Source organism: Paeniglutamicibacter sulfureus, assembly GCF_039535115.1.
Taxonomy (GTDB): Bacteria; Actinomycetota; Actinomycetes; order Actinomycetales; family Micrococcaceae; genus Paeniglutamicibacter; species Paeniglutamicibacter sulfureus.
Genome location: NZ_BAAAWO010000001.1, coordinates 786534 through 813449, shown reverse-complemented (window position 1 = coordinate 813449; position 26916 = coordinate 786534). Strand labels below are relative to the sequence as shown.

Genomic DNA, 26916 nt, shown 5'->3' with positions numbered 1-26916 from the left:
GAAGTGATCGCAACCAGTGATTGCTACGCACATGAAAGTAGGTGAGTCGGGGGCATGGGTAAGTCGCAAGGTATCTGATCTATCGGGCAAGGAAGGTAAGGACGACGCGTTCACGAACGTGGTTGTCCGTACCCATCCAGGCCTTGAGGAGTCGGTCCAGTTCGACGCATTGCCGGATGAGCTGAAGGGTTTGAAGCCCCTTGAAGATCTGGTTCAACTGGAGCTTCGCCACGGGACTGAAATTGTTGAGCTCGTCGTGACCTTGGAAGAGTTCAACAAGCTCTCTCCCAAGATTCAGGAAGTGCTGGACAACGCGGATGGCCTGAAAGGCCGACGCAAGAACTTTCGCCCAGGTGCAGCTGTCTAACCGGCAGCAGCCCACAACATACGACCCCAGTCTTACGTTCGAGTTTACTCACGTAGGACTGGGGTCTTTTCAATTTCCGGGCATGAAGAAACCCCTACGATTTATGAACTGGTCCCCGAAAGTTGGACTCGGTAAGTAAAAGTCTACGCAGCCAGTGCCTGGGCCCGGTATTTCATCGGGCTCAGGCACTCGAGCGTTAACGAGATGCGGTCATAGTTGTACCAGTGGATGTAGTCGTCGAGCTCGGCGGTGAACGCCTCGACGCTGGTGTGTTCGTGGTGGTGGAACATCTCTTCCTTCAGGTGCCCGAAGAAGTTTTCCATCACGGCGTTGTCCAGGCAGTTGCCCTTGCGCGACATGGATTGGGTCATGCCGGCGTCGGCCAGCAGCCTCTGCCAGCTGGCGTGCTGGTACTGGAATCCCTGGTCCGAGTGCACCATCGGCGCCTCGCCCGCGGCCAGGGTCCCGATGGCCTCGCTAAGCGATTGGTTGGCGAAGGCCACGGTCGGGGACTGCGACACCGAGTAGGAAACGATCGAGCGGTCGAACAGGTCCAGCACCGGCGAAAGATAGACCTTCCTGTCGGCAATCTTGAATTCGGTCACGTCGGTCACCCACTTCAGGTTCGGTGCCTCGGTGTCGAACTGGCGCTTCAGCAGGTTTTCGGCGACCTTGCCGACAGTGCCCTTGTAGGAGGCATACCTTCGCTTGCTGCGGACCTTGCAGACCAGGCCCTCGGCGCGCATCAGCTTCAGCACGGTCTTCTTCGCCACCTGCCACCCGCCGCCGAGCAATTCGGCGTGGATGCGGCGGTGCCCGTACCGGCCCATGGCCTTGGTGAAGATCTCGTGGATCCGTGCGCGGAGCTCCGCGTGCCGGTCCGGTGCCTTGAGCGCGGCCTGGCGGTGGAAGAACGTGGAGCGGGGAAGCCCGGCAGCGGCCAGGAGCAGGGGCAAGGGGTGGGAGGCCTTGAGGGCGATCACCGCGCTGATTTTCAGCGCGGTGGTTGGTTCCTCAAGGCCCGAACTTTTTTTAGGTATGCATTCTCCGCCTGCAGCCGCTGGTTCTCGCGGCGCAGCTTCTCGAGTTCGGTGGGTCCACCCGCTTCGGCGCCGGAAGCGGTCTTGGGACGGCCCTTGGCCTTGGGACGCAGCCCGTCCTCGCCCTGTTCCCGGTAGGTCCTGACCCAGGTCCTGAGAAGGTTCGGGGAGCTGAGCCGGTGTCGTTGGGCAAGCTCCATCAGCGTCGCCTCGCCGTCGAGGAACTGGCGGACGACCGCGAGCTTGAACTCGAAGGAATACACCTGATTGGTCGGTTTGCTTTCCAACGCTGCCCTACCCCAAATCCTGAACCGTTTCTCGAGCCCACGAACGGCGTGTTCACCGGCGTTCAGTCTTGAGGATACCGCCTTATGCCCGATTCCCTGCTCGAAAAGATCGACGGCAGCCAGCCGCTGCTCGGCGGTCAATGAACTATTTTGACGCATGAAAAACTCCCCGAAAGTAAGGATCTGAATTATTCAGTCCAACTTTCGGGGAGCAGTTCAATTTAGGTGGGGTTTCCACGATCAAACTGGGACGACTCGAACGTTGTCGACTAACGCCCACCTGCTCGCCTTCACCAGCGCGCTGTTGTAAGCGTCAACCCAATTGTCAAAGGTCACCTGATTGCCGCACCATGTATCGGGGCTTTCAATCGTTGTCACCTGGTACTTGTAGGTCCCGTGTTGAACAGCAGCTCTATGAGCTCGTCAGGCACGTCCTGGGTGGCTCCATCTGCATCGGGGCGACCGATGATCACAACATCGCCACGAAGCGCAGTGTGGCCACGGTTGCGGCTGTTGTGGAGCCACAGAACCAACGATGCTCGGCGGTTGATGTCCAGCCTGCGCAGCAGTCCTTCCTCGTTTGAGAAGATCGTTGCATCGGGTCGGGCAATATCGGAGGCTTCAATGAGGCCGTCAACGTCGCCTTGGTAGTCGATGAGCTTTTCGTACTTGCGGACTTCAATGTCGTATTGCTCGCCCGCCGGGAAGAAGATTCCCTTGACCATGATGATCACTCGTTTCGATCGTGGGGTCTGAATCTGAAGCTTCGATTTGTAGCTCCAGATGTAGTCCCGCGATCGGGTGACTACTTCTTCTCTTTCTTGACCTTCTTGTTCGAGCAGTATTGGCAGTTTTTCACCAGGCGCTTCTTTTCGCCTGGGCTGATGATGTTGCCACCTCGACACTCGCGCCAAGATGAACGGCTTTCGCTCGGGGTTATTTTGTCGGGATCTAATACTTCGCCGCTACCGATTTTGACAATAGGGGCACGTAGCTTCTTGATCTCGATGCGGTGTTGTTGAGTCTCCGCAATAAGGTCGACTAGGTCGCTGAAGCGGACAGTTGCGAGTATTTCATCATCCGCGCGGAAGACGACGGTTGGAATGCGGTTAAAGCTTGCTCCACCGACAACCTGACGCCACCATTCTTTGATCTTGATGACTTTGTGATTCTTGCACTCGATATCAAAGGGTGTGTCTTGGAAGTAGTCCGTAATGTCGTTCTTCTGGTGGCTACCGGCACCACTGCGTTTGTCACGGGCGACACGAGCGCCCAATTTCTTCTTTAGTAGCTTGGCTACTTCGTTCTCTAGCTTCTTGCCTTTTTCGCTGCTAACACTCACGTCACCTCCTTGGTGTTAATTGATAAATGGATGCCTAGTCCCACCGGCAACTTAAATGGTTCAATCACAAAGACCGACAAGTTACCGAGAGGACAAGGCGCTGCACGATGGTGAAAAGGTGTAAACACCTTCGTGCAGCACTGCTTTGTCAGAGCAGACGAGTAAACGGGAAAGAAAACTCATCTACCCAGTTGACCGCACCAGGTTGAGGTGCTGCGATCAACTGGTCTATGTAAGCATGGCCCTTAAGATGATTGGCTCGAAAGCCGCACGCTGCCGCAGATTACTCTTTTGGCTGCCCTCCTACATAGTCCAGTTAGTGCATAAAAGGCAGGGAACTTCACCCTGCACGTTGGTCTCTCGGCGCTTACTTGCTTGGCTCTGGTTTGCAACCCATCGCCAAGCAGAGTCTTGCCGTGTTCGTCCTTACCGTCGTAGAGGGACTCCTTTAGTTCGCAGCCTATAAAGGCTTGATAGTAGCTCAGGGGTTATGGACGCAATGCCAATCCTCGTGTAAGACGCCGAACGTACGATGGCGCTCAATGGTTTTTCGTTTGTATTTCCCCAATGAGCCAACCTGACGACGTGTAGCCCCTCAGCTGCTATCGAGCCAAAAAACTGTTTGGTGCTATCAAGGATTCTTAGAATTGCCGCTCTGTCCATCCTGACAACGGCGACCTGCTGAATCCTGGATAGTGAACGTGTACACAACGTGACGAGTGGCGATACTAATGCCGGACACCGTAACCAATCGAGCCGTGCAAGCATGGGGCCCACGTTTGAAGCGAGTTACTAAAGAGTGCATCAGCCGCAGGGCTCCCTAGCAGGGGAGAGAGGAGCTAATTGTCTGGTGCATCATCGGCAACAGGTTTTGTTTGGTGTCGTTGAGCCAGCTCATTCAATGCGCCAGTGCCAAGTACGGCGTTTCGTGAACCTGCGGCGGCATCCTTCGGCGTGATTCCAAGGTCATCCAATAGGGCCTGAGTCCAAGGGAATCCTGTTTGGACGTAAAGAACTCCAAATGCGACGACGAGCCAGACTGCTGACGATATAACTGTGAGGACAAATACGCGCTGCCCAGGGGTTAGCGCTGCGTAGCCTTTACTCCGCTTTACTAGTTGAGCTACTTCGGGACGTTCTTCAAGAATCTGTGCGGCCGCTGCTTGCTCGTCAGCACTTAGTTCAGTCACGCCCAGCTCTTTGGCCTCAGCCACTATTTCGTCGAACGGATGCCGTTCCAAGTACTGCTTTATCGGCTTCTCTACCTGTATGGTCGGCGAGACCTGAGTGACCAGCCCTCTAAATGTCGAGCTCCTAGCCAACTTGAGCATCGATGTGTCGCCCATTGCTTGAAACGCGTTCACCTTGCCAAACGGATAGCGGCTAACGTCCCCGAAAATCTGCTGCGACTTCATCAGTTCGCGCAGGCTATTGTTTACGATCTGGGTGGCGCCGGTCAGGTGTGAGGTAATCGGGATCGTCAGCGAGTTCATTGGCCGGCTAACTTCCTTGTGCCAAGCCATCAAGCCAGAGTCCAGGGCAGCAATTCGCACCATTTCTCGCGCCAATCCGCCGCCATGAGCGTTCTTTATCGCCTGGTTCCAAAGCGGGGAAAGTCTGCTACGTGTCCCCAATGCATCGTTGCTATTGAAGATGCTCGCTAGGGTGGTCACATTATTTCCCCAGACTTGCTTGCGGGCGTCCTTCCCGAATACCTCCTGGATTACACGTCGCTCATTTCCCAATGCCTTGAATTCCCCAGTCATACATCCAGAGTAGGTGATCGTGCCTACGGGTTGGCGAAGATCCCCCGCAGGATCTGGAGGCATTTCGTCGCAACCCCAAGCTAGGATGAGCCGTATCGTACGAGAAGCGTATGTGGATACAGAACGTGGGGATTCAAAGCATGACGTCAGAGCTCATTGAACTTGCTGGAACTCAGATCGGCGCGCGTCGCCTCGGCTTGATCACGTCGATCAATGACAATGCAGTTCGCGCTGGAAGCGAAGTATCAACCAAGCCATTCGAACAAGACCACGAGGATTACCGCCAGGACTGGCATGTTATGCAGAGCGACCTCCGATGGATGGACAAGATCGGCTGGATCATGTGCGACGAATCAGCGGCAGGAATTGACGGGGTGCTTATTCAGTCGGATGGTGTCGAAGTCGCACGAGCCTTCAAGAGCGCTCGCGAAGATGTCGCCGCCAGGGTCAAGGTCGCTCGGGAGAACTACCTTCGGTGGCTCTACAACTGCGACCACAACGAGGAATCGCGAATCACTTACGACGATTTTCGGGCGAACGCGCTTGGTGTGTATCTAGGCAAGGAATTCACTGACAAGGAAATTCGCCGGGCAGCACAGTGGCTAGTAGATGGCAGCTACATAACGGGGCAACGAATGCAGACGGGCTCCTACTCAAATCCTCAGATCACCAACGACGGCAGCGACGTCATAGATAGGTACGGATCATTGGCAGACACTCCAGCTTCACCGCAAGGAAACGTAACCACACACATCAGCCTGGCTGATTCTCATGGCAACAACCTTAATGTTGGTGGTAGTAATGTCTCGCAATCTACCAACGTCACTGTTGAGCAATTGAAAGAGGCCACAAAGTTCATTGGCAGTGCCAAGGGGCTCGTGCCATTGCTCGACCTGTCGGCTCAAGACCAGGCGCGGGCGTTGGAAGCTATTTCTCAGCTGGAGCTTGAGACGACCGGGCCGGCTCCAAAGCAGGGCCGCGTGAAGGAACTCATTGCTAAGGTCACTGAGATCGCCGCTCTCGGAACAGCTCAGGGGATGGTCGATGCCCTCGTGAGTATGGGGGAGACTGCAATGGCCGGTTTTGGAGGTTAGCCCTCATCTGAAGTGGTGCACTTATCGGGGATATTCAAGCCATCTTCTTATTCACGCCGAGCCTTCTCTGACATGAAGCCAAGCGCCATGACTCCGCCACCGGCAAGAGTCGCTACATCTATGGGCTGCGCGCCGATATCTTCCATAATGGCTCCGACCATTGGGTAATTCGTTTCTAGCATCAGTGTGCCAAAAGCTGCGCCCAGCCATACGAATACAGCTGCCATACCCAGGAGGAGTTTCCGATAGGTTGGGGTAGCCGACTGGTACACGGGCGTCGCGACAACAGCTTCTGCGATCTCTGGGTATGTTTCCAGTATCTGTGTTGATGCTTCTTGCTCTTCTTCATCAAGCTCGGCGGTCTCGAGTTCGTTGATTTGGTCTATCAAACGTTGGACGGTGGCCTTGTTGATGGCGTTACCGAATACCTGGCTGACGTTCGCAGCTAGTCGAGCTGCTTCCCTACTCGTCTGAAAGGTAGATTCCGGAATCGCGCCCGTCGACTTCATTATGCTCAATAGTTTGCTGCTGATGCCTGTAGTGGCTTCGATCAGCTTCTTGTTCGTAATGGGCATTGGTTTTAGCTGTGCGTCAAGACGGGCTTTGAGCTCCGGCGTCATCGACGTTTCTATGACTTTCTTGGCCAGATCAGCCATCGTGCCATTCAAGTCAGGGTATGCGGCGGCCACTAGTTTGCTGTAGTTTTTGGTCGCGGGCGCGAAGTCTAGATCCTTAGGTACGGCATCCAAACTCCTGAGCAGGTCTGAAAAGACTTTACCCAACGGAGGGTTTGTGCCCTGGAGTGAAGCGTTGATTAGCGACTTACTAGGTGCGTTTGTGCTCATTGGTTCAGCTTACGTAGGCGAGAACTGATTTGACAGTCACACCGGCCGATCAAAGTCACCATTGACGGAATTCTTATACCGGTTCACATTAGTGGGCATATGGAAGAATCACGATCTATTTACGGAGAACTACAATCAACACCTGAATATAGGGAACTAGATGACGACGTGCTATGGCAAAAGCTCCTAGAAGAAGCGCTGACGCTCGAGCCCGGCGAAATGACTTCATACAATCGCTTCTACAACTACTCCATGCTGAACCAGCTACTGCTTCGCAGCCAGGGAGTTCGAGAGCCTGTAGCTACTTACGCGAAATGGCAAGAGCTAGGCCGCCAAGTCCAAAAGGGCAGTAAAGCCAAAGCGATCCTCCGTCCAATCTTTTTCAAGGGCACGAACGATCAAGGCGGAGAAGAGCAGAAAGTCAAAGGCTTCAAGATGGTCAACTGCTTGTTCACCGTCTCCGAGACTGAGGGGGAGGAGCTACCCGAATACGAACGACCTACATGGTGAGTATTCGACGGTTTGGGGACCACCCATTATTGCCGTTGGGGGCCAGTGATATTGCCGTTGGGGGCCAGTACCTCCCTGGGCGGGAGCCACCGGTCCCCAACGGGCCTGGCTATGCCTGGACGGCGCCGGTCTTCTCTCTCATGTTGTAGCTACCGGTCTCGATCCAAATGGTGTTGTGGATGATCCGGTCCATGATCGCGTCGGCGTGGACGCCGGAGCCGAGGCGCTGGTGCCAGTCCTTCTGCTGGTACTGGGTGCAGAACACCGTCGACGTCGACCCGTAGCGCCGTTCCATGAGTTCCAGGAGCATGCGGAGGAAGTCGCCGCTGGGGCGGTCCAACAACCACTCGTCTACGACCAGCAGCGTGAAGGCCCCGTACTTTTTCAGGAACTTCGCGGCGCCCAGCGGCTTGTCCTGGGCCTGGACCCATTCCTCCTCGAGGTCCGGCATGCGCACGTAGTGGGTGCGGATCCGGTTGCGGCAGGCCTGCTTGGCCAGGGCGCAGCCCAGGTACGACTTTCCGGAACCGGTGAATCCCTGGAAGACCACGTTCTGGTTCTGCTCGATGAAGGCGCAACTGCCCAAGGCGGTGAGCATACTGCGGTTCAGCCCGCGTTCCTCGACCAGGTCCACCTGCCGCAAATCGGCGTTGGGGTAGCGCAGCTTGGCGCGGCTGATCAGGCCGCCGACCTTGGAAGTGGTGAACGTCGAATGCGCCTCGTCGACGATGAGCCGCACCCGCTCATCGAAGCTCAACGCCATGCTCAGGATTTCGTCCTGTGCCTCGAAGGCCTGGAGCATCTCGATGGCGTTCATCTCGCGCAGCTTCCGCTTGGTCTCGATATCCAGTGAGCTCATCGGGTGCCTCCCGCGTAGTAGTCGCCGCCGCGGACATAGCCGCCGTCGTTGTGGAAGAGCTCGGGCTGTGTGGCCAGGTTCTGGTCCTGGCCTGTTTCCAGCAGCGGGCGCAGGTGGGCGTAGCGTGGGGAGCGGACCTGACTCTGCAGCGCGATCCGGCAGACCGCCTCCAGCCGTGCCGGGCCATAGCGCCGGCTCAGGCGCAGCACCGCCAGCGCGGCGTTGAGGCCCTGCTCTTGGACCTGTACGGCTTCAAAGATCCGTTCCACCACGTTCAGCGTGCACGGCCCGGTGCGCGAGGCCCACTCCTTGACCCGGGCGGTGTCCCAGTGCTGCCACTGGCGCTCGGGCGGGATGTCGGCGTCGTTGGTGCGGTACTGGTTCAGGGCCTCGGCCGGCAGCAGCCGGTGGCTGGTGAGCCGCTCGTGGTTCCGATAGACCTCCAGTACGGACTCGGTCAGCCGCAGGTCCACGGTGGCGCCGATGCTGGACATCGGCACCGAGTAGAAGTTCTTCCGCCACGAGACGTAGCTGTTCCGGGCGACCTTCCGCCCGTAGACCCAGGTGCTGATCTCGTAGGCGGCCGCCGGCAACGGGTTCATCAGGGGCTGCTCCTCGGCCAGGAACACCGATTTGCGGGACCCTGCACGTTTCTGGAAGGGCTCCTGGTTGTAGGCCTCGACGCGCTCACGGATGGCGGCCCGCAACTGCCCCAGCGACCCGAACGTGGTCTTCCGCAGCCCGGCGATCACCCACGTGGCCACGTGGCTCACGGTGTTTTCCACGCTGGCCTTGTCCTTCGGGGCCCGGACACGGCCCGGCAGCACCGCCGCCCCGTAGTGGGCGGCCAGGTGGCGGTAGGAATCGTTGAGCACGATCTCGCCCTCGGCGGGGTGCTTGATCACCCCGGTCTTCAGGTTGTCCGGCACAATGCGTGGCACAGAACCGCCGAAGGCCTCGAACATCGCCACGTGCGCACGCAGCCAGCTGTCCTGCTTCATGTCCAAGGTCGCCTCCACGAAGGCGTACCGGCTGAACGGCAGGCACGCGACGAACAGGTAGACCCTGCTCCGCGTCCCGGTGACCGGATCGACCAATTCCATGGTGGGGCCCGACCAGTCCACCTCGATGCTCATCCCGGCCTTGTGCTGCACCCGGGATGTTGCGTGGGACTCCAGGACGAACCGCTGATATGTCTTGCAGAAGCGGTCGTAGCCCATGACCGCCTGCCCGGAGCCGGCCTGGGAATCGAGGTATTCGCCATGCAGGAGCTTCAGCGTCACCCCGACCTTGGCCAGTTCACGGTGGATGGCGCCCCAGTCCGGCTGGGCGAACACGCTCTGGTGGTCGCCGCGGCCCGGGAACAGCAGGGCGTACACCTCGCCCTCGGACTTTTCCCGCACCTCGTCCCAGCCGACGCATTGTTGCTCGGCCGCCTCGAGAACGGTCGTGATACTTTTCCTCGAGGCCCCGACCGAGGTCGAGATCGCCCGGCCCGAAAGCCCGTCTGCGCGGAGCTTGAGAATAAGCTTCGCCTTGATCCTACGTACCATTGAAACTGTTCCTTCCACCATGTGGCCGTCACATGGTGGAAGGAGCCTATTTGGTGGCTCCCAAGAACACTACGGGTGGCCCCCAAGGACAATAATCCCGTTTTCCCGCGGTGGCCCCCAAGCGCAATATTGCTGGCCCCCAAAGAGTCAAATATTCAACATGGAGCAAAGAACGCGCTCTGGGAGCCCTTGCGATAGCCCAAGTGGACTTCGAGCAGATAAATGGCAATGTGGCCGGCTACAGCTATGAACGCAACGTAGCGGTCAGCCCAGTGGCCAAGTATCCGTTCAAGACGCTCATGCATGAAATTGGGCATGTCGTCCTGGGGCACACGTCTGAGCAAGGCCTGGAAGACTATCGCGAGCACCGGGGGAGCAAAGAGTTTCAAGCTGAGTCCACCGCCTACCTGGCGCTAAACGAGCTAAGCGCTACGGACCAATTCGATGCTGCTGAGAGCCGCGGTTATATCCAAGGCTGGATGCGCAATGAGCGGCCAGATAATGCATCTATACGGCAGGTGTTTACTGCTACCAACAAGATTCTGAAGGCTGGTCGATGCTATGCCGAAAATGTATCAATGTGACGGAGGCGGTCAAGGGTTTCGGAATTTATGACATCGATGTCAACCATACTGAGGACGGTCTGTGTGGACTCTTCCACTTTGTTCCAACCCTTCCTTAGGAGAATCGTAGATATGATGAGGCCAGCGAAAAGAACTAAGATCCCAACCAATGGTGAGCCGCTTCTAAATCCCGATACTGATTGATAGATGGAGATCGCAAGAATTGGCGGTGCTATGCCCAATCGGAAGTCCGCTTCACTTCGAGCTCGATCATATACATCGTAGAGCTCCTTGTTGACGTGCAGGAGTTTGTTTCCGAGATTCGGGATTTCCCGTTCGACACCCAATTCAATGGCAGATCGTACATGATTTAGGGCCTTGCCAATATTCTGTTTTTGCACCATGTAATCGTCTCTAGCATCGTCGATAAGGTCATTTGGTATTTCGCCGTCAAATTTCCAATACACCATCTGCCAATTCACATCTTTTTGATGTGCGCGTTCCAGTGCGTTGCCAACGAGTCTTCTGACGGGCATTGATCGGTCGTTAGGATCGCCGATTGGCTCGTCACTCATTGATATAGCTCCACGACTAGCTTGTTCAATTAAGCCAAAAGCTATATTTTTGGATCCTTGTACCGAAAATCTGCCGACTATTGCCGTAGCTAGGTTGGAGTCGAGGGACAAGACGATGCCGATCACGTAGGCAGTAAAACTCAGGACTCCCAGTAACGCGGTGGGAGTCAAATATTCACCCAGGGAATTCATGAGTCCCATTGGCCCGGTTGTCATGTCCTTCGAAGGAACTGGCATGCCGAACAGTAGCCAGACGAGAATCATCCAGAGCGATCCGGTTACCAGCGGCGTCCTAAAATCCCTGAACCCTGGCAATATCTGTGCAAGCAAGCTTTCCCCCATGTCATGTTGTCTTGCCAGAAGCTTATCGGGAAGCGCCTAGACGCCTCATATGCAGCGCCGTGTGGCATCGATACGGCAGGTGTTAAGTGCTACGGAAAAGATCTTGAAGGCTGGTCGCGCTCCCACCCGCTGAGCCCCAATAGAGATTGGGAAGCCCCTAGCCAACTCTGGGCATGGGGAGTTTGGCAGGAGGTGGATCAATATTTGCCAGCAGGCTCAGCTCGCTGGATTCGATAGTGCCGATCTCCAGCGCTGTTATTACAACGTTCGTCGCAGATGAGCGCTTAGCAAGGCCACGTACAACCAACATCACCACCGCAATTAGACCAACGAGCGATGCCCATGGCCAGTAGTAATCACTATTTCCCCATGAAAGGATCAGTACTTGCACAGTCAGGACTGCGAGTGGCCCAGCGATGCTAAGACGGAACTCAGCTTCCGACTTATCCTTATCGTAGTTGTCAAACAGGTCCTTGTTCTTTTCCTGAAGTTTGATTGCGAGTGTAGGAATAGATGCTATTACGGCCTCTGATAGTAGAGGCTGTAGCTGTTTAACCGCATGATCCATTTGCTGAAAAAGCATACGGTCTTCGTCGCCCTGGCATTCATTCCTGTGAATATCGTAATCTTCCTCGCTTGTATAATATGGGTCAATCTCAAACTCTTCTATGAGCTGAAACGGCTTTACTTTTCTTTGCCTAGCCTTTTTGATGCTCGCTCGAACGATTTGATCTATTCTCTTCTTGTCGCTCTGCTTGCTCTTCAAGAGAAAGCGACGGACGATAGTAAGGGCTACGTCGCCACTCTTTATGTTGGCGGAGGTGATCATACCCACCACATACGCAACGAAGCTCAAGACTGTCAGGTAGATAGCTGGTGATAGGAAAGCTCCGAAAGCATTGATGATGCCCATTAAGCCTTCATTCGACTTGCCGTCGGGCAAGGGAGCTCCGATGAGAATCCAAAGGACAATAAGCCATAGGTAGCCAGTCACCAACGGAGTTCTGAAATCCCTGAAGCCGGGCAGTATCTGTGCGAGCAATTTTCCCCCATATGTCACGTTCTCTTGCAACGAGCTTATCGGTCGGCACGTTCGGACGTTTAGTGGCCAACCGACGAACAACTACCGTGGCATATACTCCAATAGCTGCGACCACAGTGAAGCGTCACCCGGTCCTGTCACCAAAAGTGTGACCATCGATACGGCTAAGGACACGCCAGCCACGAAAAGTGCTCTCCGGCCAAGCTTTGTGTCTTCAGCGCTTGCTCCGAGTGAGGCTACCGTGGAAAGCACATCCCGATAGGCTGTATCTTCCTCGACGAGATGTTGGAATTGCTCTTCACGACGCTTGCCCCACTCTTCAATTAGATCAAAGCCTGCCGACGGTTTTTTCCTGTCGCTTGCATCGACAGCATTGACTTGAATTCCATCGGAGCTACGCCATGGCATGGTCCATAATTCTGCTGAATCGCGTGCCATAACGGGCAGGTCAAGACTTGTCGTTAGAAGTTGGTGTCGCAGGGCTTCAATTTGCCGGGGTCCGAACTTTCGATGATTAACGCGAGCCATGTCGCGAGCAGCCGAGTAATCGTCAGCCACTTTTCTGGCGTATTGCATGATCGCGTCTCGAACGAGGAAACTTCGAATAGGATCGTCGAGCATCGCGGCCAGGGTTGTCACCGAATACGGCTTTTCTCCATAGCCGGCCCGATCATTTTCATCTGATACTCGGTCATAGGATCCAACAACGCCCCAACAATTCTCTAGACGATCCTTCTTATCTCTCATGCCCCTCGCAGGTACAAGTACTGCACCTGCGATTTGCGGAGAGATGTAGTTATATGGATATCCCCCCTCCATGGCTAGCGTTCCTAAGGGCATACTGTATTCTTGAGGGGCGCGTCCGTTCATGGGGTCATGATTAGCGAAGACATTGAGGTCGATCACCGGCTGTCCTGATTGTGTCCCAGAGAAGAATCCCCCGCATGACCGGCTCAGCCAATTGCGAGCTAGGTCATGTATCCGTTCTCGTTCTGCCTGAGTGGCTCGTGTGGCCGCTAGCCTTCGATCCAGAACTCCCGGCCGACGGAGGCCGCGCCACTCCAATGAAGGTTCATGTTGAGCGGTCCAAACGCTGTTGAGACTTGACTGACCCATCTTGCTGAGTCTGATGAAAGCTACTACGACAGTGAGTCCCTGACCCAACTGCATGGCCGTCAATTCAACTAACTCGAACTCTTCAGGTAAAACTTCGCGCTTTGCATCGAACACCATATAGCCCGAGTTTGGCCTCGCCACCGTTCCAATCCTTGACCAGGAGAATCCTCGACCTCGACGGGCGTTTGTTACTTTCTCGGCATTTGTACCGTCGCGGTTAGAAAAGTAGCTTTCTTTGTCCCAACCGTTCTTTTTGAGAGCCTTGAGCAACATGGGGTAGTAACTCGGCGGAAAGAATTCCGCCACCCAGATCCCGCCCTGCTGGACGGACTCGTTTTCTGGAATTATCAGATTGTGAAAAGGGTCGTCGAGAGGTTCGACTCTTTGACGCTCTAAATCATTGAACGGACTGAAGAAGTTTAGTGCTCGATTGAGAGTACGACGAACACGCCAATGTAAAAATCGACGCGGCTTTGAAGTAAGGAGCCACATCAGAGTGCGATAGGGGACGTCGTACCATCGCCATTGAGTACCGATCGCAGGTACGAGCGCGTATGCGCGTTCGAATTTGTCGTGAATCGCTTGAGAATCGACGGTTGCGGATTCTTGCGTCGTTGCCTGCTCGCTTGTCGATTTCGGTGGCTCGGTTGAGTCGTCGCCACCGGATTGCAGTCCTTCTACTTCGCTCACGCGCTGTTCAACTCTCTCGGCAAGTATTTTGTTCGCTCTCTGGACAATATGGTCTTATTGCCGATTAGCCAAGTTTCGGAAACAGCCAACACGTCAAAGGGAGTCTCCGAAAACACCACTTGTACTTTGACGGGCAGGGTAAGGATGCTACAAAGTGAGAAACACACTGATAAGCACCAGCCTGTTCGGGGAGAGATTGTAGCCGCTGGCCCTTTCAATATTCGGAGGTTTGTGCATAAATAGGTGCACATATGGCAGACGCTCAAACACCTGAAACTCCAGAAGAAAAGAACAAAGGCGGACGACCGCTCAAGTTTGAGTCTGTTGCCGAACTCAACGCGCAGATTGAGTCCTACTTCAACAAGCAAGACCCTCACTCGGAAATGCGTCGAGTTGAAGATGGTGTCAAGGCCGACGGCTCAACCAACTGGACTACTCGTGAAGTCATGACTGACCAGCGTCCGTACACCATCATGGGCCTTGCCTATCATCTGAAAACAAGCCGCGATACGCTGCTCGACTACGAGTCAGGTATGCACGATGAGAAGGCTGATGACTTCGACGAGACTGGCCAACGGTTTTCCGACGCTATAAAGCTCGCTAAGGCCCGCATCAACATGCAAGTGGAAGAGCGGATGCTCTCTGGTGCAGCGCCCTCTACCCCTTCCATTTTCTGGCTGAAGAACAACGCCAAGTGGAAAGACCAGCAACAGATTGACCACAAATGAGCAAGAGGCCGTTCGGCATCATGAACATCTACATTGGCCAGGCACGTGCAAACTTCGCAGCTGAAGGCCTCGACGACGACATTCAGAACATCTGGGGCAACACGTTCTGTTCGGCTTCGTAACGTCTAAACCAGGTCGCAAGCAGCTAAACGGTGGCTACAAGTTCGTACTTAAGGATGATCTCAAAACGACCAAGGAATACCTAAACGATCCTGAGCACACAAAGATCGTGGTTACTGGTCGCTACAACTACGAAATGCTAATGGACGACGCTCGGTACCTACTCAAGGACGCGTTCGCGACTGGAGCCTAGTCTGATGCGCAGTGGTATTAGCAAGATCAAGAACACGGTGGGGCAGTAGCTCCCACCAACCTGAAGGCAGTTACGGTCACAGTGGCAGCCGCTGCTCTGATTGGAACTGCCACGGTTAGGACCGGGGCTCACATCCTTGGCATCATGCCAGCCGGCAACCAGGATCAGTTTGTAGACAACGTTGTTGAAGCTGACGCAACGATTACCGTCACTCTCAGCTCAGTGGCTACAGCTGAAAACATTTTCAACGTAACGGTTCTGGAGGTATAGCCATATCCGATACAGCAACAGGAACAGTAGTGAGCGAGGTCAAGTACAACGGCGTGCTCTACAAGAAGGGCGAGTGCCTAGAGGCTTCAAAGGAAACGATTGATTCGTCTCGGAGTCGTTGAAGATCCATCAGTGACGGCAGCAGTTGAAAAAGTAGCGAACGCCGGAACTGCCGCAGCTGAAGCAAAAGCTGAGGCGATCATCGATGAGGCTAAGGTCACAGTAGCCGAGATGGTAGAAGAAGCCAAGGTGTCGCGTTGACTCACTAGTAATGCTCGCGAAATGAGGTGCGTGCCTCATTTAAGAATGCTCGCGAAACTCTGGCCACCAGGGCGGGCAGCAGGCTGTGCTGGGGAGATGAAACAGGGGATATCGATGCACACCCGGCGAGAGCTCGTCAGCGGCTTCGCCGCCGAGTATGCGAAAGGGACCAAGGGACAGAAGGGCGTGATGCTCGACTACCTGTGCGCATCGACCGGCTGGTCAAGGGCCAACGCCCGCCGGCGTCTGGCCACGGAACTGCGTAAGCCCGCACGCGGGATTCCGAAGCCCCTGCCGCGGCGCAGGCCCCGCAAGTACGGGCCGGCGGCCCTCAAGCTCCTGGAACGAATCTGGACGCTTTCCGGAGAGCCCTGCGGGAAATACTTGGCTCCGATCATGGCCGACGAGCTCGAGCGTTTGGAACGCTTCGACGAACTCGGGACAGTGGCGGGACTGCTGACCGACGAGGTCAGGGACGAGCTGCTATCCATGTCGGCCTCCACGATGGATCGGTATCTGAAGCCGTTGCGCGCCGCTCGATACCCCTCGGCACTGTCCTCGACCAAGCCCGGGGCGATGCTGCGTTCGGAGATCCCGGTGCGGTGGTCGGGCACGCCCATGGAGCAGGAACCGGGGTTCTTCGAGATCGACACCGTCGCCCACTGCGGACACAGCCTCAAGGGCGAGTTCCTGTATTCGATCACCCTGACAGATGTGTTCACCGGGTGGACCGTGAACACGTGTGTGAAAAACCGTGCGCACAGCCATGTCGTGGCCGGGGTCGACCTGCTGGTCCGGTCCCTGCCCTACCCGATGCGGGCCCTGGATTTCGACAATGGCGGTGAATTCATCAACACCCAGCTCATCGAGTGGGCGCAGGAACGAAACATTGATCTGACTAGGGCGCGGGCGTATAAGCATAACGACAATGCGCATGTCGAGCAGCGAAATCGGGATTGGGTCCGTCGCCATGCCTTCAGGTTCCGCTACGAGGGTCCGGAGGAGATGGCCCTGCTCAATGAGCTCTGGGCGCTGGTGAACCAGCGCAAGAACCACCTGCTGCCGATGGTCAAGGCCAACGGCTACGGCACCGCACGTTCGGGTCGCAGGAAGCGGACTTATGACCGGCCGCGGACCGCGTACCAGCGCATCATGGATCTGGAGGCCATGGACCCGGAACATGCCAAGGCCCTGGCGGGCATCCACGGGGACCTGAATCCGGCGGCCATCACTCGCCGCATCAATGCCATCCAGAACCATCTCATCAACCGGGCCAAGATGCGCGCGCAGTCCGGGGATGCCCTATTTGGCGAGCAAATTAGTTGAGGCATGCGGGATTATTTCGCGAGCATATTGACATGAGGCAAGGCGGGTGTCGCGTTGACTCACTAGTAATGCTCGCGAAATGAGGTGCGTGCCTCATTTAAGAATGCTCGCGAAACTCTGGCCACCAGGGCGGGCAGCAGGCTGTGCTGGGGAGATGAAACAGGGGATATCGATGCACACCCGGCGAGAGCTCGTCAGCGGCTTCGCCGCCGAGTATGCGAAAGGGACCAAGGGACAGAAGGGCGTGATGCTCGACTACCTGTGCGCATCGACCGGCTGGTCAAGGGCCAACGCCCGCCGGCGTCTGGCCACGGAACTGCGTAAGCCCGCACGCGGGATTCCGAAGCCCCTGCCGCGGCGCAGGCCCCGCAAGTACGGGCCGGCGGCCCTCAAGCTCCTGGAACGAATCTGGACGCTTTCCGGAGAGCCCTGCGGGAAATACTTGGCTCCGATCATGGCCGACGAGCTCGAGCGTTTGGAACGCTTCGACGAACTCGGGACAGTGGCGGGACTGCTGACCGACGAGGTCAGGGACGAGCTGCTATCCATGTCGGCCTCCACGATGGATCGGTATCTGAAGCCGTTGCGCGCCGCTCGATACCCCTCGGCACTGTCCTCGACCAAGCCCGGGGCGATGCTGCGTTCGGAGATCCCGGTGCGGTGGTCGGGCACGCCCATGGAGCAGGAACCGGGGTTCTTCGAGATCGACACCGTCGCCCACTGCGGACACAGCCTCAAGGGCGAGTTCCTGTATTCGATCACCCTGACAGATGTGTTCACCGGGTGGACCGTGAACACGTGTGTGAAAAACCGTGCGCACAGCCATGTCGTGGCCGGGGTCGACCTGCTGGTCCGGTCCCTGCCCTACCCGATGCGGGCCCTGGATTTCGACAATGGCGGTGAATTCATCAACACCCAGCTCATCGAGTGGGCGCAGGAACGAAACATTGATCTGACTAGGGCGCGGGCGTATAAGCATAACGACAATGCGCATGTCGAGCAGCGAAATCGGGATTGGGTCCGTCGCCATGCCTTCAGGTTCCGCTACGAGGGTCCGGAGGAGATGGCCCTGCTCAATGAGCTCTGGGCGCTGGTGAACCAGCGCAAGAACCACCTGCTGCCGATGGTCAAGGCCAACGGCTACGGCACCGCACGTTCGGGTCGCAGGAAGCGGACTTATGACCGGCCGCGGACCGCGTACCAGCGCATCATGGATCTGGAGGCCATGGACCCGGAACATGCCAAGGCCCTGGCGGGCATCCACGGGGACCTGAATCCGGCGGCCATCACTCGCCGCATCAATGCCATCCAGAACCATCTCATCAACCGGGCCAAGATGCGCGCGCAGTCCGGGGATGCCCTATTTGGCGAGCAAATTAGTTGAGGCATGCGGGATTATTTCGCGAGCATATTGACATGAGGCAAGGCGGGTGTCTCTAGATCAGGCAACTGCTTTGATCGTTGCCTCTACAGAAGCTGCCCAGGCTAAGGACAAGGAAATCGCTGAGACGGCCGCGGCTGAGGCTGACGAAAAGGCTAAGACGGTTGCATCTGAAGCAGCAGCAGAAGCTGATCGAATCGTTGCTGAAGCGAAAGCGGATGCCGCCAAGATCGCCAAAGACGCTCAGGAGGCCGCTAAAGCGACTCCAACAAACAAAACAGCTACTTCATCAAAGTGGGAGCTGGAACGCAACACAGCTCATGAGAGCGCCTATGACGGGCGCTCTCATTATTTTTCACGAGGTGTACCGTAGTTCTTTTCTAAATCTGCACCGAAATCATTCTTTATTTCCGTAATGCCCTCTTCAAGACGTTCCTTAGTAGCGGCATCTGGGAATACATAGGCGATCTCGCCAACTCCGCTGGCCTTTCGAAGTGTGTTAATGAAGGCGTACCTGGCAGTCTCAAGGTCTTGAAGCTGATCGTGTGGGATCTCGCTCCCAAATGCAGAAATTGACAGCAGCACACACGCAGCGTCGAGCCTCCCTCCAGTTTCAAGAGCCTTCTCATCCGCGAACAGCTCGAACTTGCGCCATTTTTCATTCACTCTAATGAGACTTGCTTGCATTGCCTTTAGATATTCATCTCGCTTTAGCGCCCTACTTGGATCTTGCTGAGTCCTAATTACATTAGCGAGTTCGGTTGCAGCGTCGAGATATTCCAAGCCGACTGTTCGGGTATCGATCATGATGCGTTCGTCTTTGTCTCGTTTTGCCTTGCGTTTGTCGCTGGCAAGCGTAGATAGAAATGCCAAGCTGGCACCAATCAGCAGGAAGCCCCCTGCAATTATGGGTACGCCCCACCAGGGAGCAGTGGCGGTAGTTTCCGCAGCTGCTGAGGCCAGAGATGTGTAGATGGTAGGAACGATCATCAAAATATCAACCTTTGGTGATGTATGGGCGTTGGGCTGTTATTCATCCAACCGGGAACCAAAGAATTTTGCGTGGCTTCTTCGCTACCAACTTAGACGGCGCTACACCGAGTTTTGTTCTGATTGCGTTAACCGCTTCGCCACGTGTGAAGCGAAGATCCTTTAATGCCTGGCTGGGATCGCTACTCATTCGAATTTTCGCGCTCAGTAGCTTTTTGTGGTGAGACCGGATGGCACCAACTAGTTCATCCGGTGCGATAAGCGACAAGTAGTCGGTAATTTCGCCTAGTTGACTCAACTCGTCTTTGATCGTCGCGTCCGCTTGCGTACGGGTAAGACGAATTTTTTGGCCATCTTTGTCTCTGAACTGGATGTCGAAGTCACCCGGCATGATGTTCAGCTTCCTCAGAATGGCTTCAGATTTGTCTGCTGCTCGAAAGAAATCCACGCAATGGGTACCAATCTCCGTGGCCCAGCGATGTTGATCCTCACGCTTTGCCCTACGTTGGTCACTTGCCTGTGTTGATAGGTAGGACATGAATGCGCCTACGAGCGTAGCAAGACCGGCAATTAGGGCGACTCCCCACCACGGGGCTGATGAGTTAGAAATGTTGTTTACGATTACGTCTGGCACAGGATAGAGCATTAGACAATCCTCCCATTCAGCCGCCACAACGTTGCATTACTACTGTTGTATGGACGGAGCTTTCGGTAACGCCTGTGGAACGAACCGGTAGCACTGGTGCGAGGACCCGGTAGTGCCCGAACCCTCGCACCAGCACCCCACCGCTTTAGCTTGCAGGCTCAGCTCCTTGATCGGCGTGGGCGCGCCGGCGCATATTCGGCCCGTCAAGCTGGATCAGTTCACTGCTGGAAACAATGCGGTTAAGGATTGACTCGGCGATCACCGCATCGTGCAGCGACTTGTACCAGTCCTCGGGATCGAACTGCGACGTCACCACCGTGGCGCCCCGGTGTTCACGTCCTGCGAGGATATTGAGCAGTTCGCTCGCAGTCTCCGGGCTGATCGGCGTGGTCAGGAAATCATCCAGGACCAGGACATCGCAGTCGTGCAGGTCTCCGAGGAACTTCAGCCGTTCGGAGTCCGCCCGATGATAGACCGCGAGCTTATTGGCCAGGTCATCAAGCCGGAAGTAGCGTGCCGTGTGGTCGTGCCGGCAAGCCGCGTTGACCAAGGCCTGGGCCAAATACGATTTGCCGACACTTGATTTCCCGAGGATCACCAGATTCGTCGTCTGCTCAATCCACTGGCACGACGCGAGCCGTGCCACGACCTCCCGGTTCAGCGTCCTATCGGGCAGATAGTGGATCTCTTCAATGCAAGCGGCCGGGTTGGGCGTTTTCGACTCCTTGAGCAGTTTCACCACCCGACGCTGGGCCCGGGCCGTGGTCTCCTGGTCCAAGGCGTGACGGACCTTGCGGGAGAACGTCCATTCGTCATAGGCCGGATCGTTGGCCATGTCGATGACAGCCTGGCCGAACGCGGTCATCCGCAACCTGGTAAACAGCCCCATGTCATCTTCCGTCAGGTGGTGGTCAAGCACGGCCTTCCCCCGTCGTCGGCTCGGTCAGGCTTGCGTTGGTCAGCGCCTCGAGACTGAACTGCGAGATCCCGTCCAGGTGGGCACGGCTGGTATCCCGGACGCCCACCGTTCTCCCCGTCGCAGCGGACGGCCCCGGGCCAGGAGCGAGAGTTGCAGGACGCCCGGCATGGTCCGCACGCAGGACGGCGATGCGATGCTTGACCGCGGTATAGCTGATCGGGTTCCTCGCGTCGTGCACGCAGAGGTCGTGGCAGGCCTGTTCCAACAGGCTGCGGTTGTTGCCTTTCCCCAGCTCGAGGATGTTCAAGCACGACCGGTAGCCCTGGGCTTCGATCTTCTTCCGCTCCAGCAACCGGGTCAAAGCCTGGACCGTGTAGGGGCCGACCTTGGTCGCTTGCCGGATGAAATAGGCCCGGGTCCATAGCAGTGAGGTGTCCTCATACCCGTGCGGCGCATGGTCGGCGTCGGTGACGTAGGAATGACGCCGCGCCCCACGCTGGTGCGAAGCGATCACTGCCCCGCCGGCAAGGATCGTGACCTGCTCACCGACCACCCGCACGTCCAGGGTCTGCCCGGCGTGCTGGTGCGGAACCGAGTATTTGATCGTGTCGACCTGCACGTGCCAGTCCCGCGAGACCTTCGCCTTGCGCCACTGAACTTCCCGCCACGGCTCATCCGGGAGGCCGATCAACTCGGGGCGCTCGGCTTCCTCGAACCACTCACGCCGGGAGCGGGGCTCACCGCGGAAGGGCGTCCGTTCGTTGATCATGTCCATCTGTTCGGCCACGGCCTCATTGAGCTCATCCAGGGTCGTGAAGCGCCGGTCGGCAAGATAGTGGATGATCCAGTTCGTCACGATCTTCACCCCGGCCTCGACGTGGCCTTTCTCTTGCGGCTTGTAGGATCCGGTCGGGACTGCCGCGCTCTGGTAATACTCCAGGAAAGCCTCATAGGACTGGTTCACGTCCCGGGCCTTTTCATAGCGGCTGATCTGGTTCGAGGCGGTCGAGGCATTGTCGGGAATGACCAGTTGGGTCACGCCTTGAAAATATTCAAAGGCCCTGCGGTGCATCTGGCACCACGCTGGAAGCTTCTCGTCCAGGGACCCGTACGCGAAGATCATGCCCGAATACGGCAACGACGCCACGAAGACCGAGACCTTCGTGGTTTCCCGGGTGATGGGGTCGGTCAGCTGCATCTTGGTCCCGGCCCAGTCGACCTGCATCGTGCGTCCGGGTTCGTGCGTAAGCGGGCTGGTCAGGTCGTTGGCCTTCACGTGCTCGGCAACGATCTGGCAGAACCGTTCATACCCGTAAAACCGGGCGGAGCCCGTGTGCGGGGTGTCCAGGTAGCGGGCCCACATGACCTTTAACGGTGGCTTTTTCCGGCCGATCCGGGCCTTCACCACGGCATCGATGTTGACGGGAACGAACTCGCTGGACACGTTCTTGCGGCCATCGCTGAAAAGCCGGTCAAGGTCCTCATCGCTAAGCGCACCGACCTGATCAAGGGTGGTCAGTTTCTGGTCGTCAAGGACCTGGCGGGCCTTGGAGATCGTTCGATGCGAGCAACCGGCTCGCGCTTGGACCTGCCGATACGAATTGCCCTGCACCAGCAGGGCCATGATTTGTTTGTAATCAGCCACTACGGTCGGTTTCCTTTCACTGTCCACGACCTGTTGCCGTGGGTGAAAGCAATCCTGACTCTGAATCCCCCGAAGCGCTACCGGATACTTACATTTTTGCTACCGGTTCGTTCCACATGCGCTACCGAAAGCTCCGCCTAAACAACTGTCCGGTTGCCCCGTTTTACGTATCGCTTCAAAACTCCGTGGAAGAGATCGGTCTATATGACCCGTAGATGTGTTGACCGTCGCGTTGTTTGACGATCTTCGCGTCACCGGGTTTGACGACGAGCCGCCCATGGAAATGCCCTGCCGAGGGGTTTCGGCAGGGCATTCGTTGTCTTGCTGACGGCGTGGTCGTCGTCGGTGCCGGGCTCCTATTCGCTGTTTTCGGTGATCGCGGATTGCGCCGCGGCCTGGTCGACGATGGTCTTGTTGCCGGCGTAGGTGGCGATCAACGCGGCGACGGCGAGGTTGTTCACCGCCCGCGGGTAACCCCGGGAGGCCTGGTGGATGGCGGTAACGGCATCCTCGGAGAACAGCGTGTCCGATCTGCCCGCAAAACCGAGATGCGCTTTGATATAGCTGGCTGTGTCGGCCAGGTTCATGCCGGTGAGGGTGAAACGGGTGCCGATGCGCTGGTCCAGCGCGGCCAGGACGGCCATCTTCAGGCGCCTGCGCAGCGTGGGTTGCCCAATGAGCAGCAATGCGAAGTGGGACCCGGTATCAAGGGCCGTGTTGGTGAGCATGCGCAGGGATTCCAGCTCGGTGTTGCTCAAAAGGTGCGCCTCGTCGATGACCACGACCGGCAGGCGGGAACGCTCGTCCAGCTCCCCGGCCAGCAGTGCCGCGGTTTGGGTGGCCAGTACCCCGGAATAGAAGGAAGGCTGGCCGCCCAGGGCCGAAACGATGGTGGCATGGATGCCGCGCATGGTGATGGTCGGGTCCGGAAGATAGATGACCTGGTGGCGGGAGGCCTCGAGCCCGGCCAGTGCCGCGCGCACCGCGACGGTTTTCCCGGCACCGACCTCCCCGGTGATCACACCCATTTGGCGTTGGCCGATGCACCAGTGGATCCGGGCGATCGCCTCGCGGTGCCCGGGGTGCGGATGCTGCGCCTGGGGCGGGATGTCCGCGCTGAAGGGCATGCGGGAAAAACCGTAATGGCTTTGCAGTGACGTGATGCTCACGGCGTGTTCTCCTGGCGGTGGTGCGCTTTGGCGGTGTCGGTGTTTCTGGACGGGGTGGCGAGTTTCTCGAAGCTGATCGGAGCCCCGCTCATGGTGTGTTTGTGTTGGTCCTCGAGCAGGCGCAGGTAATCGATGCCGGTGGAAACGTTTTGGGCCCCGGCGTCCCGGTCGGCGGCCGCATTCTTGGCCTTCGGGTGCACGTGCCGACGAATCTGAAGCAGGGTCGCGGTTCCGGCCGGGACTCCCAGGTGGGAGTGCACGGCGATGGGGGCGGCCAGGTCGAAGGGATCATAGATGAGTTCGACCCGGGTTCCTGCCAGCACCGGGTCCACCTGGTAGGTGTTGCCCAGCAGGGAGATCGTGGCAGTCTTGGTGACCTTACGTTTCTCGGACCAGAGGAATGCCTCACTGACCTGGTCCGGGGATTTGCGTACCGGGGTGCGTTTGACCCAGCTGGCATCCCAGCGCTCAAGCGGTGTTTGCCCGGTGGTGGAGTGGATGGTGCGGTGATAGAGAACCTGCACCCAGGAGGTGAAGAGCGCGTTCAGTTCTTGCAGGGTGGAGATCTCCGATCCCTGCCCGGTGCCCGGAAGCGAGGGCTGGTTGGTGACGGTGATTTCACCCAGGAATTGCTGGGACACGGTATTGAAGAACCGCTCAATTTTGCCCCTTCCCTGCGGGCGGTAGGGGGCCGAATGAACCAACCTGATCCCCAGCTTCGCCGTGACCCGCTGAAGTGCCTTGTCAGCAAAGGCACTGCCGTTGTCGACATAGACCTGACGTGGTATTCCGTGGGTTTGCAGGGCCGGACGCAGCACCGCGGCCAGGCGGACGGTGTCCTCGGCGAAGGCCCACCGGGAGGCGACCACCATCCGGGAATGGTCATCGAGGAACGCGAACAAATAGGTTTTGCGTCCCTCGATCCGCGGCCCATGCAGGGCATCTCCCACCCAGATTTCGTTGGATTCCTCGGTTTCGAAGCGGCCGGTGGAGGCCCCGGGAACGCCGGTGGAAATGTCCAGGGACCGGAAGTGGCGCAGCAGCGTCGTTTCCGAGGGTGCATCGCCCAGCGTGGTGGCGATGATCCTTTTGATTTGGGCGGCAGTGCGGTGAGGCTTCTCCCGCTTCAAGGTCTCGGCCAGCAGCAGCACCCGGGGCTCGGTGATCGGGCCTTGGGCGCGTTGGGTTGGCTTCAACCCGTCAAAGCCGTCCTTCTTCCAGGCCTTGATCCAGCGATCGATACTTTCCCGGGAGAACCGCTTGGTGCCCCCGAAAGGCCAGGGATGGTATTGGGTGGCCAGTGCGCGCACCATGACACCTCGGGCCTTGGCACCGAGCTGGTCATCGGCTGCGTCTCGGATGAGCTGGTAGCGGAACAGGGCGATCTGCTCGGCGCGTTCGCTGCGTTTCACCGGTCCTTTTACCGGAGCCGAGGACGGTGCCGGTGTTGCCGGTGGAGGGTCGGCTGCAACGAAGGTTTCCGGACGCTGTTCCGGGATCAGGGCAAGTGGCATCAAGGCGGTGTCCTTTCAGGGAAACGGTATTTATCGGCACCACCTGCACCGGGGCGCAGGTCATGCTTGTTGCCCACTTTCGCCCATCAACACCCCGCCCTATCAGGGCCAATTGGTGTTGCAAGCCTTTTCACCCACCAGGTGCCGCTGAACACCCACGGCCCGGCGCTGGCCAACGCGGCAGCATGCCAAGGAACCGCACTGGCTTCCGGGACCGCAAAACGCTCGCCCACCACCCGGGCATAGGCCAACAGAACCCCCAAGGCCTGGGCAAGAATTCCACGGGCGGACTGCGGCCAGAGCGACGCGGCATCCGACGCGTCCCGGAGCAGCAGAGACCGAAACCAAGAACACAGGGACGCGGCGGAAGAGCCGAAAGACCGCAGCCAACCACGCACCGTGCTCACCGGCCGGCCCACCCGATCCGCGATGGAGCGGTGGCCGAGCCCCTCGAGGGCCTTGGCTTCGATGGCTGCGGCGATCACCAAAGCCTCATCAGCCTTCCGTGCCGCCAGAACAACCGGCAACAGCACATGAGTCATCCGGCATCCGGTGCACCGGGCCCGCAACGGGCAAAACACCGACACGGACGGCCCCGCGGTTCCCATGCGGATCCGTCGTTCCCGTGCATGGCCCCACGGACGCAATGCCCCGGCGCATTCGGGGCATGAAAGGAGGCCGCAACGCAGATCAGATTCGACAGCGGCGGGCGCATAACTTACCGTGATCATTAGCGCGACTCTTTCGCGTTAGAACGACCCGGCGCAGCCTTCGAAATCTGGCGCTGGGTCGTTTGCCTTAAGTTTGGTTATCGTCAGCTTGCCGCCGCCAATAACCGAAGATCAAGACCTACAAGTCGAAACCTTGCATCGGCACAGAACTCGACGGCTCATCCCCAAACAACGCGACGCTCAACAAGATGCCACATTCAGGTATTGATTCAACGTATGGACTGGGGAACTGAAGAGCTATCGAGAACGCCTCGAACGCGACTTCTTCTGGGTCGGCGGTTCTTCCGGAGCCAGTTCGATCGCTTTGCGAACTTCATTTACGAAGTCGACTCGTGCGGCTTCAATTTTCTGCTTAATTTCGGGGTCATAGATCAACCCCATCATCCTCGCCCAGGAAACCTCTTCCTGCAGCGCACGTCCGGCTCTAGTTACCGATGCAGGAGCGATGAAGTCGAGTTGATTCATAGTCCTCCAGAGTGACTGCTCGATACCCGGTGCGTCCATGACGGCTTGCATGCGCTGATAGTTGTGCTCCCTAATTACGCCTTCGGGAGGACGATCCAGATCATCGGGCTTTGGAGTAGGTCGATCGATGTCTCGGAGCCCGTCGATGTACTTATCTATTTGCACTAAGAAATCAGCAGCATACTCGCGGATATTGTCGTCCCATCGTCTCGGCGATTCACGCTTTGCGCGCTGTCGGTCCAAGAACCAGTTTGAACCTAGGCCTATCAACGCGCCAGCAATCAGGAAGCCTCCTGAAATCAGCGGGCTACCCCACCACGAGTTAGCACTTTCTGCTATTGGCACTGCGGTCATTAAGGCGTACGAGTCGATAGTGATCACTCACGTATCGTCTCACGTCACCGTTTCAATTTGTTGGCGTTGGAGTCTAAACATAAACAGACGTGACAATGCCTGACTTCAGCAGAAACTGCCGTTCAACCCCGATCTACAGCAATAACATTCGGAATAGCGGATCGCGTTGTTCGGAATAGCCGTCTTTGAGAGAAACCTACGACCAATACGTGT

The 26916-nt window shown here is 57.3% G+C and carries 29 protein-coding genes; 10 read left to right on the top strand and 19 right to left on the bottom strand.

The window, feature by feature from the left end; genetic code table 11:
- Positions 1–31 precede the first annotated feature (31 nt).
- Entirely contained in the window at positions 32–367 is a 336-nt protein-coding gene (locus ABD687_RS03710; RefSeq protein WP_310287121.1) for a hypothetical protein, read from the top strand.
- A 143-nt stretch (positions 368–510) separates the two neighbouring features.
- Here the strand turns inward: ABD687_RS03710 and ABD687_RS03705 are convergent, their stop codons facing one another.
- From ABD687_RS03705 to ABD687_RS03685, 5 genes are all read right to left on the bottom strand, one after another.
- Positions 511–1350, bottom strand: a complete 840-nt coding sequence (locus ABD687_RS03705) for an IS3 family transposase (RefSeq protein WP_255257244.1) — start codon at positions 1348–1350, stop codon at positions 511–513.
- Between the two features lie 11 nt (positions 1351–1361).
- The gene (locus ABD687_RS03700) at positions 1362–1853 is read right to left on the bottom strand and encodes a helix-turn-helix domain-containing protein (protein WP_255257245.1); all 492 of its coding nucleotides are present in this window, start codon (positions 1851–1853) and stop codon (positions 1362–1364) included.
- A gap of 215 nt (positions 1854–2068) precedes the next feature.
- Positions 2069–2419, bottom strand: coding sequence for a DUF3846 domain-containing protein (locus ABD687_RS03695; RefSeq protein ID WP_310287126.1), 351 nt, complete (start codon positions 2417–2419; stop codon positions 2069–2071).
- An 80-nt stretch (positions 2420–2499) separates the two neighbouring features.
- Positions 2500–3036 carry a putative PDDEXK endonuclease gene (locus tag ABD687_RS03690; RefSeq protein WP_310287128.1) on the bottom strand — a complete coding sequence of 179 codons (537 nt, stop codon included), beginning with the start codon at positions 3034–3036 and terminating at the stop codon, positions 2500–2502.
- 839 nt (positions 3037–3875) lie between these two features.
- Positions 3876–4802 (bottom strand): hypothetical protein, encoded by a 927-nt coding sequence (locus tag ABD687_RS03685; RefSeq protein ID WP_310287132.1) that lies wholly within the window; start codon positions 4800–4802, stop codon positions 3876–3878.
- 140 nt (positions 4803–4942) lie between these two features.
- Between ABD687_RS03685 and ABD687_RS03680 the strand changes: the two genes are divergently transcribed.
- Positions 4943–5896, top strand: coding sequence for a hypothetical protein (locus tag ABD687_RS03680; RefSeq protein WP_310287135.1), 954 nt, complete (start codon positions 4943–4945; stop codon positions 5894–5896).
- Between the two features lie 47 nt (positions 5897–5943).
- On the opposite strand, the gene ABD687_RS03675 is transcribed toward ABD687_RS03680, so the two are convergent.
- Positions 5944–6741, bottom strand: a complete 798-nt coding sequence (locus tag ABD687_RS03675) for a hypothetical protein (protein WP_310287137.1) — start codon at positions 6739–6741, stop codon at positions 5944–5946.
- A gap of 99 nt (positions 6742–6840) precedes the next feature.
- Here ABD687_RS03675 and ABD687_RS03670 point away from each other — a divergent pair, with 99 nt between their 5' ends.
- The gene (locus ABD687_RS03670; RefSeq protein ID WP_310287140.1) at positions 6841–7251 is read left to right on the top strand and encodes an ArdC-like ssDNA-binding domain-containing protein; all 411 of its coding nucleotides are present in this window, start codon (positions 6841–6843) and stop codon (positions 7249–7251) included.
- 109 nt (positions 7252–7360) lie between these two features.
- Here the strand turns inward: ABD687_RS03670 and ABD687_RS03665 are convergent, their stop codons facing one another.
- Both ABD687_RS03665 and istA (ABD687_RS03660) read right to left on the bottom strand, forming a co-directional pair.
- Positions 7361–8110, bottom strand: coding sequence for an ATP-binding protein (locus tag ABD687_RS03665; protein WP_310287143.1), 750 nt, complete (start codon positions 8108–8110; stop codon positions 7361–7363).
- Positions 8107–9663 (bottom strand): IS21 family transposase, encoded by a 1557-nt coding sequence (gene istA, locus ABD687_RS03660; RefSeq protein ID WP_310287146.1) that lies wholly within the window; start codon positions 9661–9663, stop codon positions 8107–8109. The genes ABD687_RS03665 and istA (ABD687_RS03660) overlap by 4 nt, the downstream gene beginning before the upstream one ends.
- Before the next feature lie 203 nt (positions 9664–9866).
- Between istA (ABD687_RS03660) and ABD687_RS03655 the strand changes: the two genes are divergently transcribed.
- Positions 9867–10247, top strand: a complete 381-nt coding sequence (locus tag ABD687_RS03655) for a hypothetical protein (protein ID WP_310287149.1) — start codon at positions 9867–9869, stop codon at positions 10245–10247.
- Here ABD687_RS03655 and ABD687_RS03650 read toward each other — a convergent pair.
- The 3 genes from ABD687_RS03650 to ABD687_RS03640 form a co-directional block, all read right to left on the bottom strand.
- Positions 10223–11131, bottom strand: coding sequence for a hypothetical protein (locus ABD687_RS03650; RefSeq protein ID WP_310287150.1), 909 nt, complete (start codon positions 11129–11131; stop codon positions 10223–10225). The two genes, ABD687_RS03655 and ABD687_RS03650, sit on opposite strands and share 25 nt — an antisense overlap.
- A gap of 169 nt (positions 11132–11300) precedes the next feature.
- A complete protein-coding gene (locus ABD687_RS03645; protein WP_310287153.1) occupies positions 11301–12185 on the bottom strand; it encodes a hypothetical protein in 885 nt (294 codons plus the stop codon).
- A gap of 81 nt (positions 12186–12266) precedes the next feature.
- Positions 12267–13991, bottom strand: a complete 1725-nt coding sequence (locus ABD687_RS03640) for a hypothetical protein (RefSeq protein WP_310287157.1) — start codon at positions 13989–13991, stop codon at positions 12267–12269.
- A gap of 251 nt (positions 13992–14242) precedes the next feature.
- On the opposite strand from ABD687_RS03640, the gene ABD687_RS03635 reads away from it, so the two are divergent.
- The 6 genes from ABD687_RS03635 to ABD687_RS03610 all read left to right on the top strand — a co-directional run bounded on the left by ABD687_RS03635 (position 14243) and on the right by ABD687_RS03610 (position 18643).
- The gene (locus ABD687_RS03635; RefSeq protein ID WP_310287161.1) at positions 14243–14719 is read left to right on the top strand and encodes a terminase small subunit; all 477 of its coding nucleotides are present in this window, start codon (positions 14243–14245) and stop codon (positions 14717–14719) included.
- On the top strand, positions 14716–14841 hold the full coding sequence (locus ABD687_RS03630) for a hypothetical protein (RefSeq protein ID WP_310287162.1): 126 nt from the start codon (positions 14716–14718) through the stop codon (positions 14839–14841). Before ABD687_RS03635 ends, ABD687_RS03630 begins: the two co-directional genes overlap by 4 nt.
- A gap of 560 nt (positions 14842–15401) precedes the next feature.
- On the top strand, positions 15402–15563 hold the full coding sequence (locus tag ABD687_RS03625) for a hypothetical protein (protein ID WP_310287165.1): 162 nt from the start codon (positions 15402–15404) through the stop codon (positions 15561–15563).
- Positions 15564–15677: 114 nt separating this feature from the next.
- Complete coding sequence (locus ABD687_RS03620) at positions 15678–16889, top strand: integrase catalytic domain-containing protein (RefSeq protein ID WP_007273073.1); 1212 nt, start codon at positions 15678–15680, stop codon at positions 16887–16889.
- Positions 16890–17061: 172 nt separating this feature from the next.
- Positions 17062–18273 (top strand): integrase catalytic domain-containing protein, encoded by a 1212-nt coding sequence (locus ABD687_RS03615; protein ID WP_007273073.1) that lies wholly within the window; start codon positions 17062–17064, stop codon positions 18271–18273.
- Between the two features lie 46 nt (positions 18274–18319).
- On the top strand, positions 18320–18643 hold the full coding sequence (locus tag ABD687_RS03610) for a hypothetical protein (protein WP_310287168.1): 324 nt from the start codon (positions 18320–18322) through the stop codon (positions 18641–18643).
- On the opposite strand, the gene ABD687_RS03605 is transcribed toward ABD687_RS03610, so the two are convergent.
- The 8 genes from ABD687_RS03605 to ABD687_RS03570 form a co-directional block, all read right to left on the bottom strand.
- The gene (locus tag ABD687_RS03605; protein ID WP_310287171.1) at positions 18619–19260 is read right to left on the bottom strand and encodes a hypothetical protein; all 642 of its coding nucleotides are present in this window, start codon (positions 19258–19260) and stop codon (positions 18619–18621) included. The genes ABD687_RS03610 and ABD687_RS03605 overlap by 25 nt on opposite strands.
- Before the next feature lie 43 nt (positions 19261–19303).
- On the bottom strand, positions 19304–19798 hold the full coding sequence (locus ABD687_RS03600; protein WP_310287173.1) for a hypothetical protein: 495 nt from the start codon (positions 19796–19798) through the stop codon (positions 19304–19306).
- Positions 19799–20051: 253 nt separating this feature from the next.
- Entirely contained in the window at positions 20052–20795 is a 744-nt protein-coding gene (locus tag ABD687_RS03595; protein WP_302262616.1) for an ATP-binding protein, read from the bottom strand.
- A gap of 22 nt (positions 20796–20817) precedes the next feature.
- On the bottom strand, positions 20818–22470 hold the full coding sequence (gene istA, locus ABD687_RS03590) for an IS21 family transposase (protein ID WP_302262615.1): 1653 nt from the start codon (positions 22468–22470) through the stop codon (positions 20818–20820).
- Between the two features lie 356 nt (positions 22471–22826).
- Positions 22827–23639 carry an ExeA family protein gene (locus ABD687_RS03585; RefSeq protein ID WP_310287179.1) on the bottom strand — a complete coding sequence of 271 codons (813 nt, stop codon included), beginning with the start codon at positions 23637–23639 and terminating at the stop codon, positions 22827–22829.
- Positions 23636–25153 (bottom strand): DDE-type integrase/transposase/recombinase, encoded by a 1518-nt coding sequence (locus ABD687_RS03580; RefSeq protein ID WP_310287181.1) that lies wholly within the window; start codon positions 25151–25153, stop codon positions 23636–23638. The genes ABD687_RS03585 and ABD687_RS03580 overlap by 4 nt, the downstream gene beginning before the upstream one ends.
- Positions 25154–25239: 86 nt before the next feature.
- Positions 25240–25884 (bottom strand): DUF6431 domain-containing protein, encoded by a 645-nt coding sequence (locus ABD687_RS03575; RefSeq protein ID WP_310287183.1) that lies wholly within the window; start codon positions 25882–25884, stop codon positions 25240–25242.
- A gap of 237 nt (positions 25885–26121) precedes the next feature.
- Positions 26122–26730: a hypothetical protein gene (locus ABD687_RS03570; RefSeq protein WP_310287186.1), complete on the bottom strand. Its 609-nt coding sequence runs from the start codon at positions 26728–26730 to the stop codon at positions 26122–26124.
- Between the last annotated feature and the right edge of the window lie 186 nt (positions 26731–26916).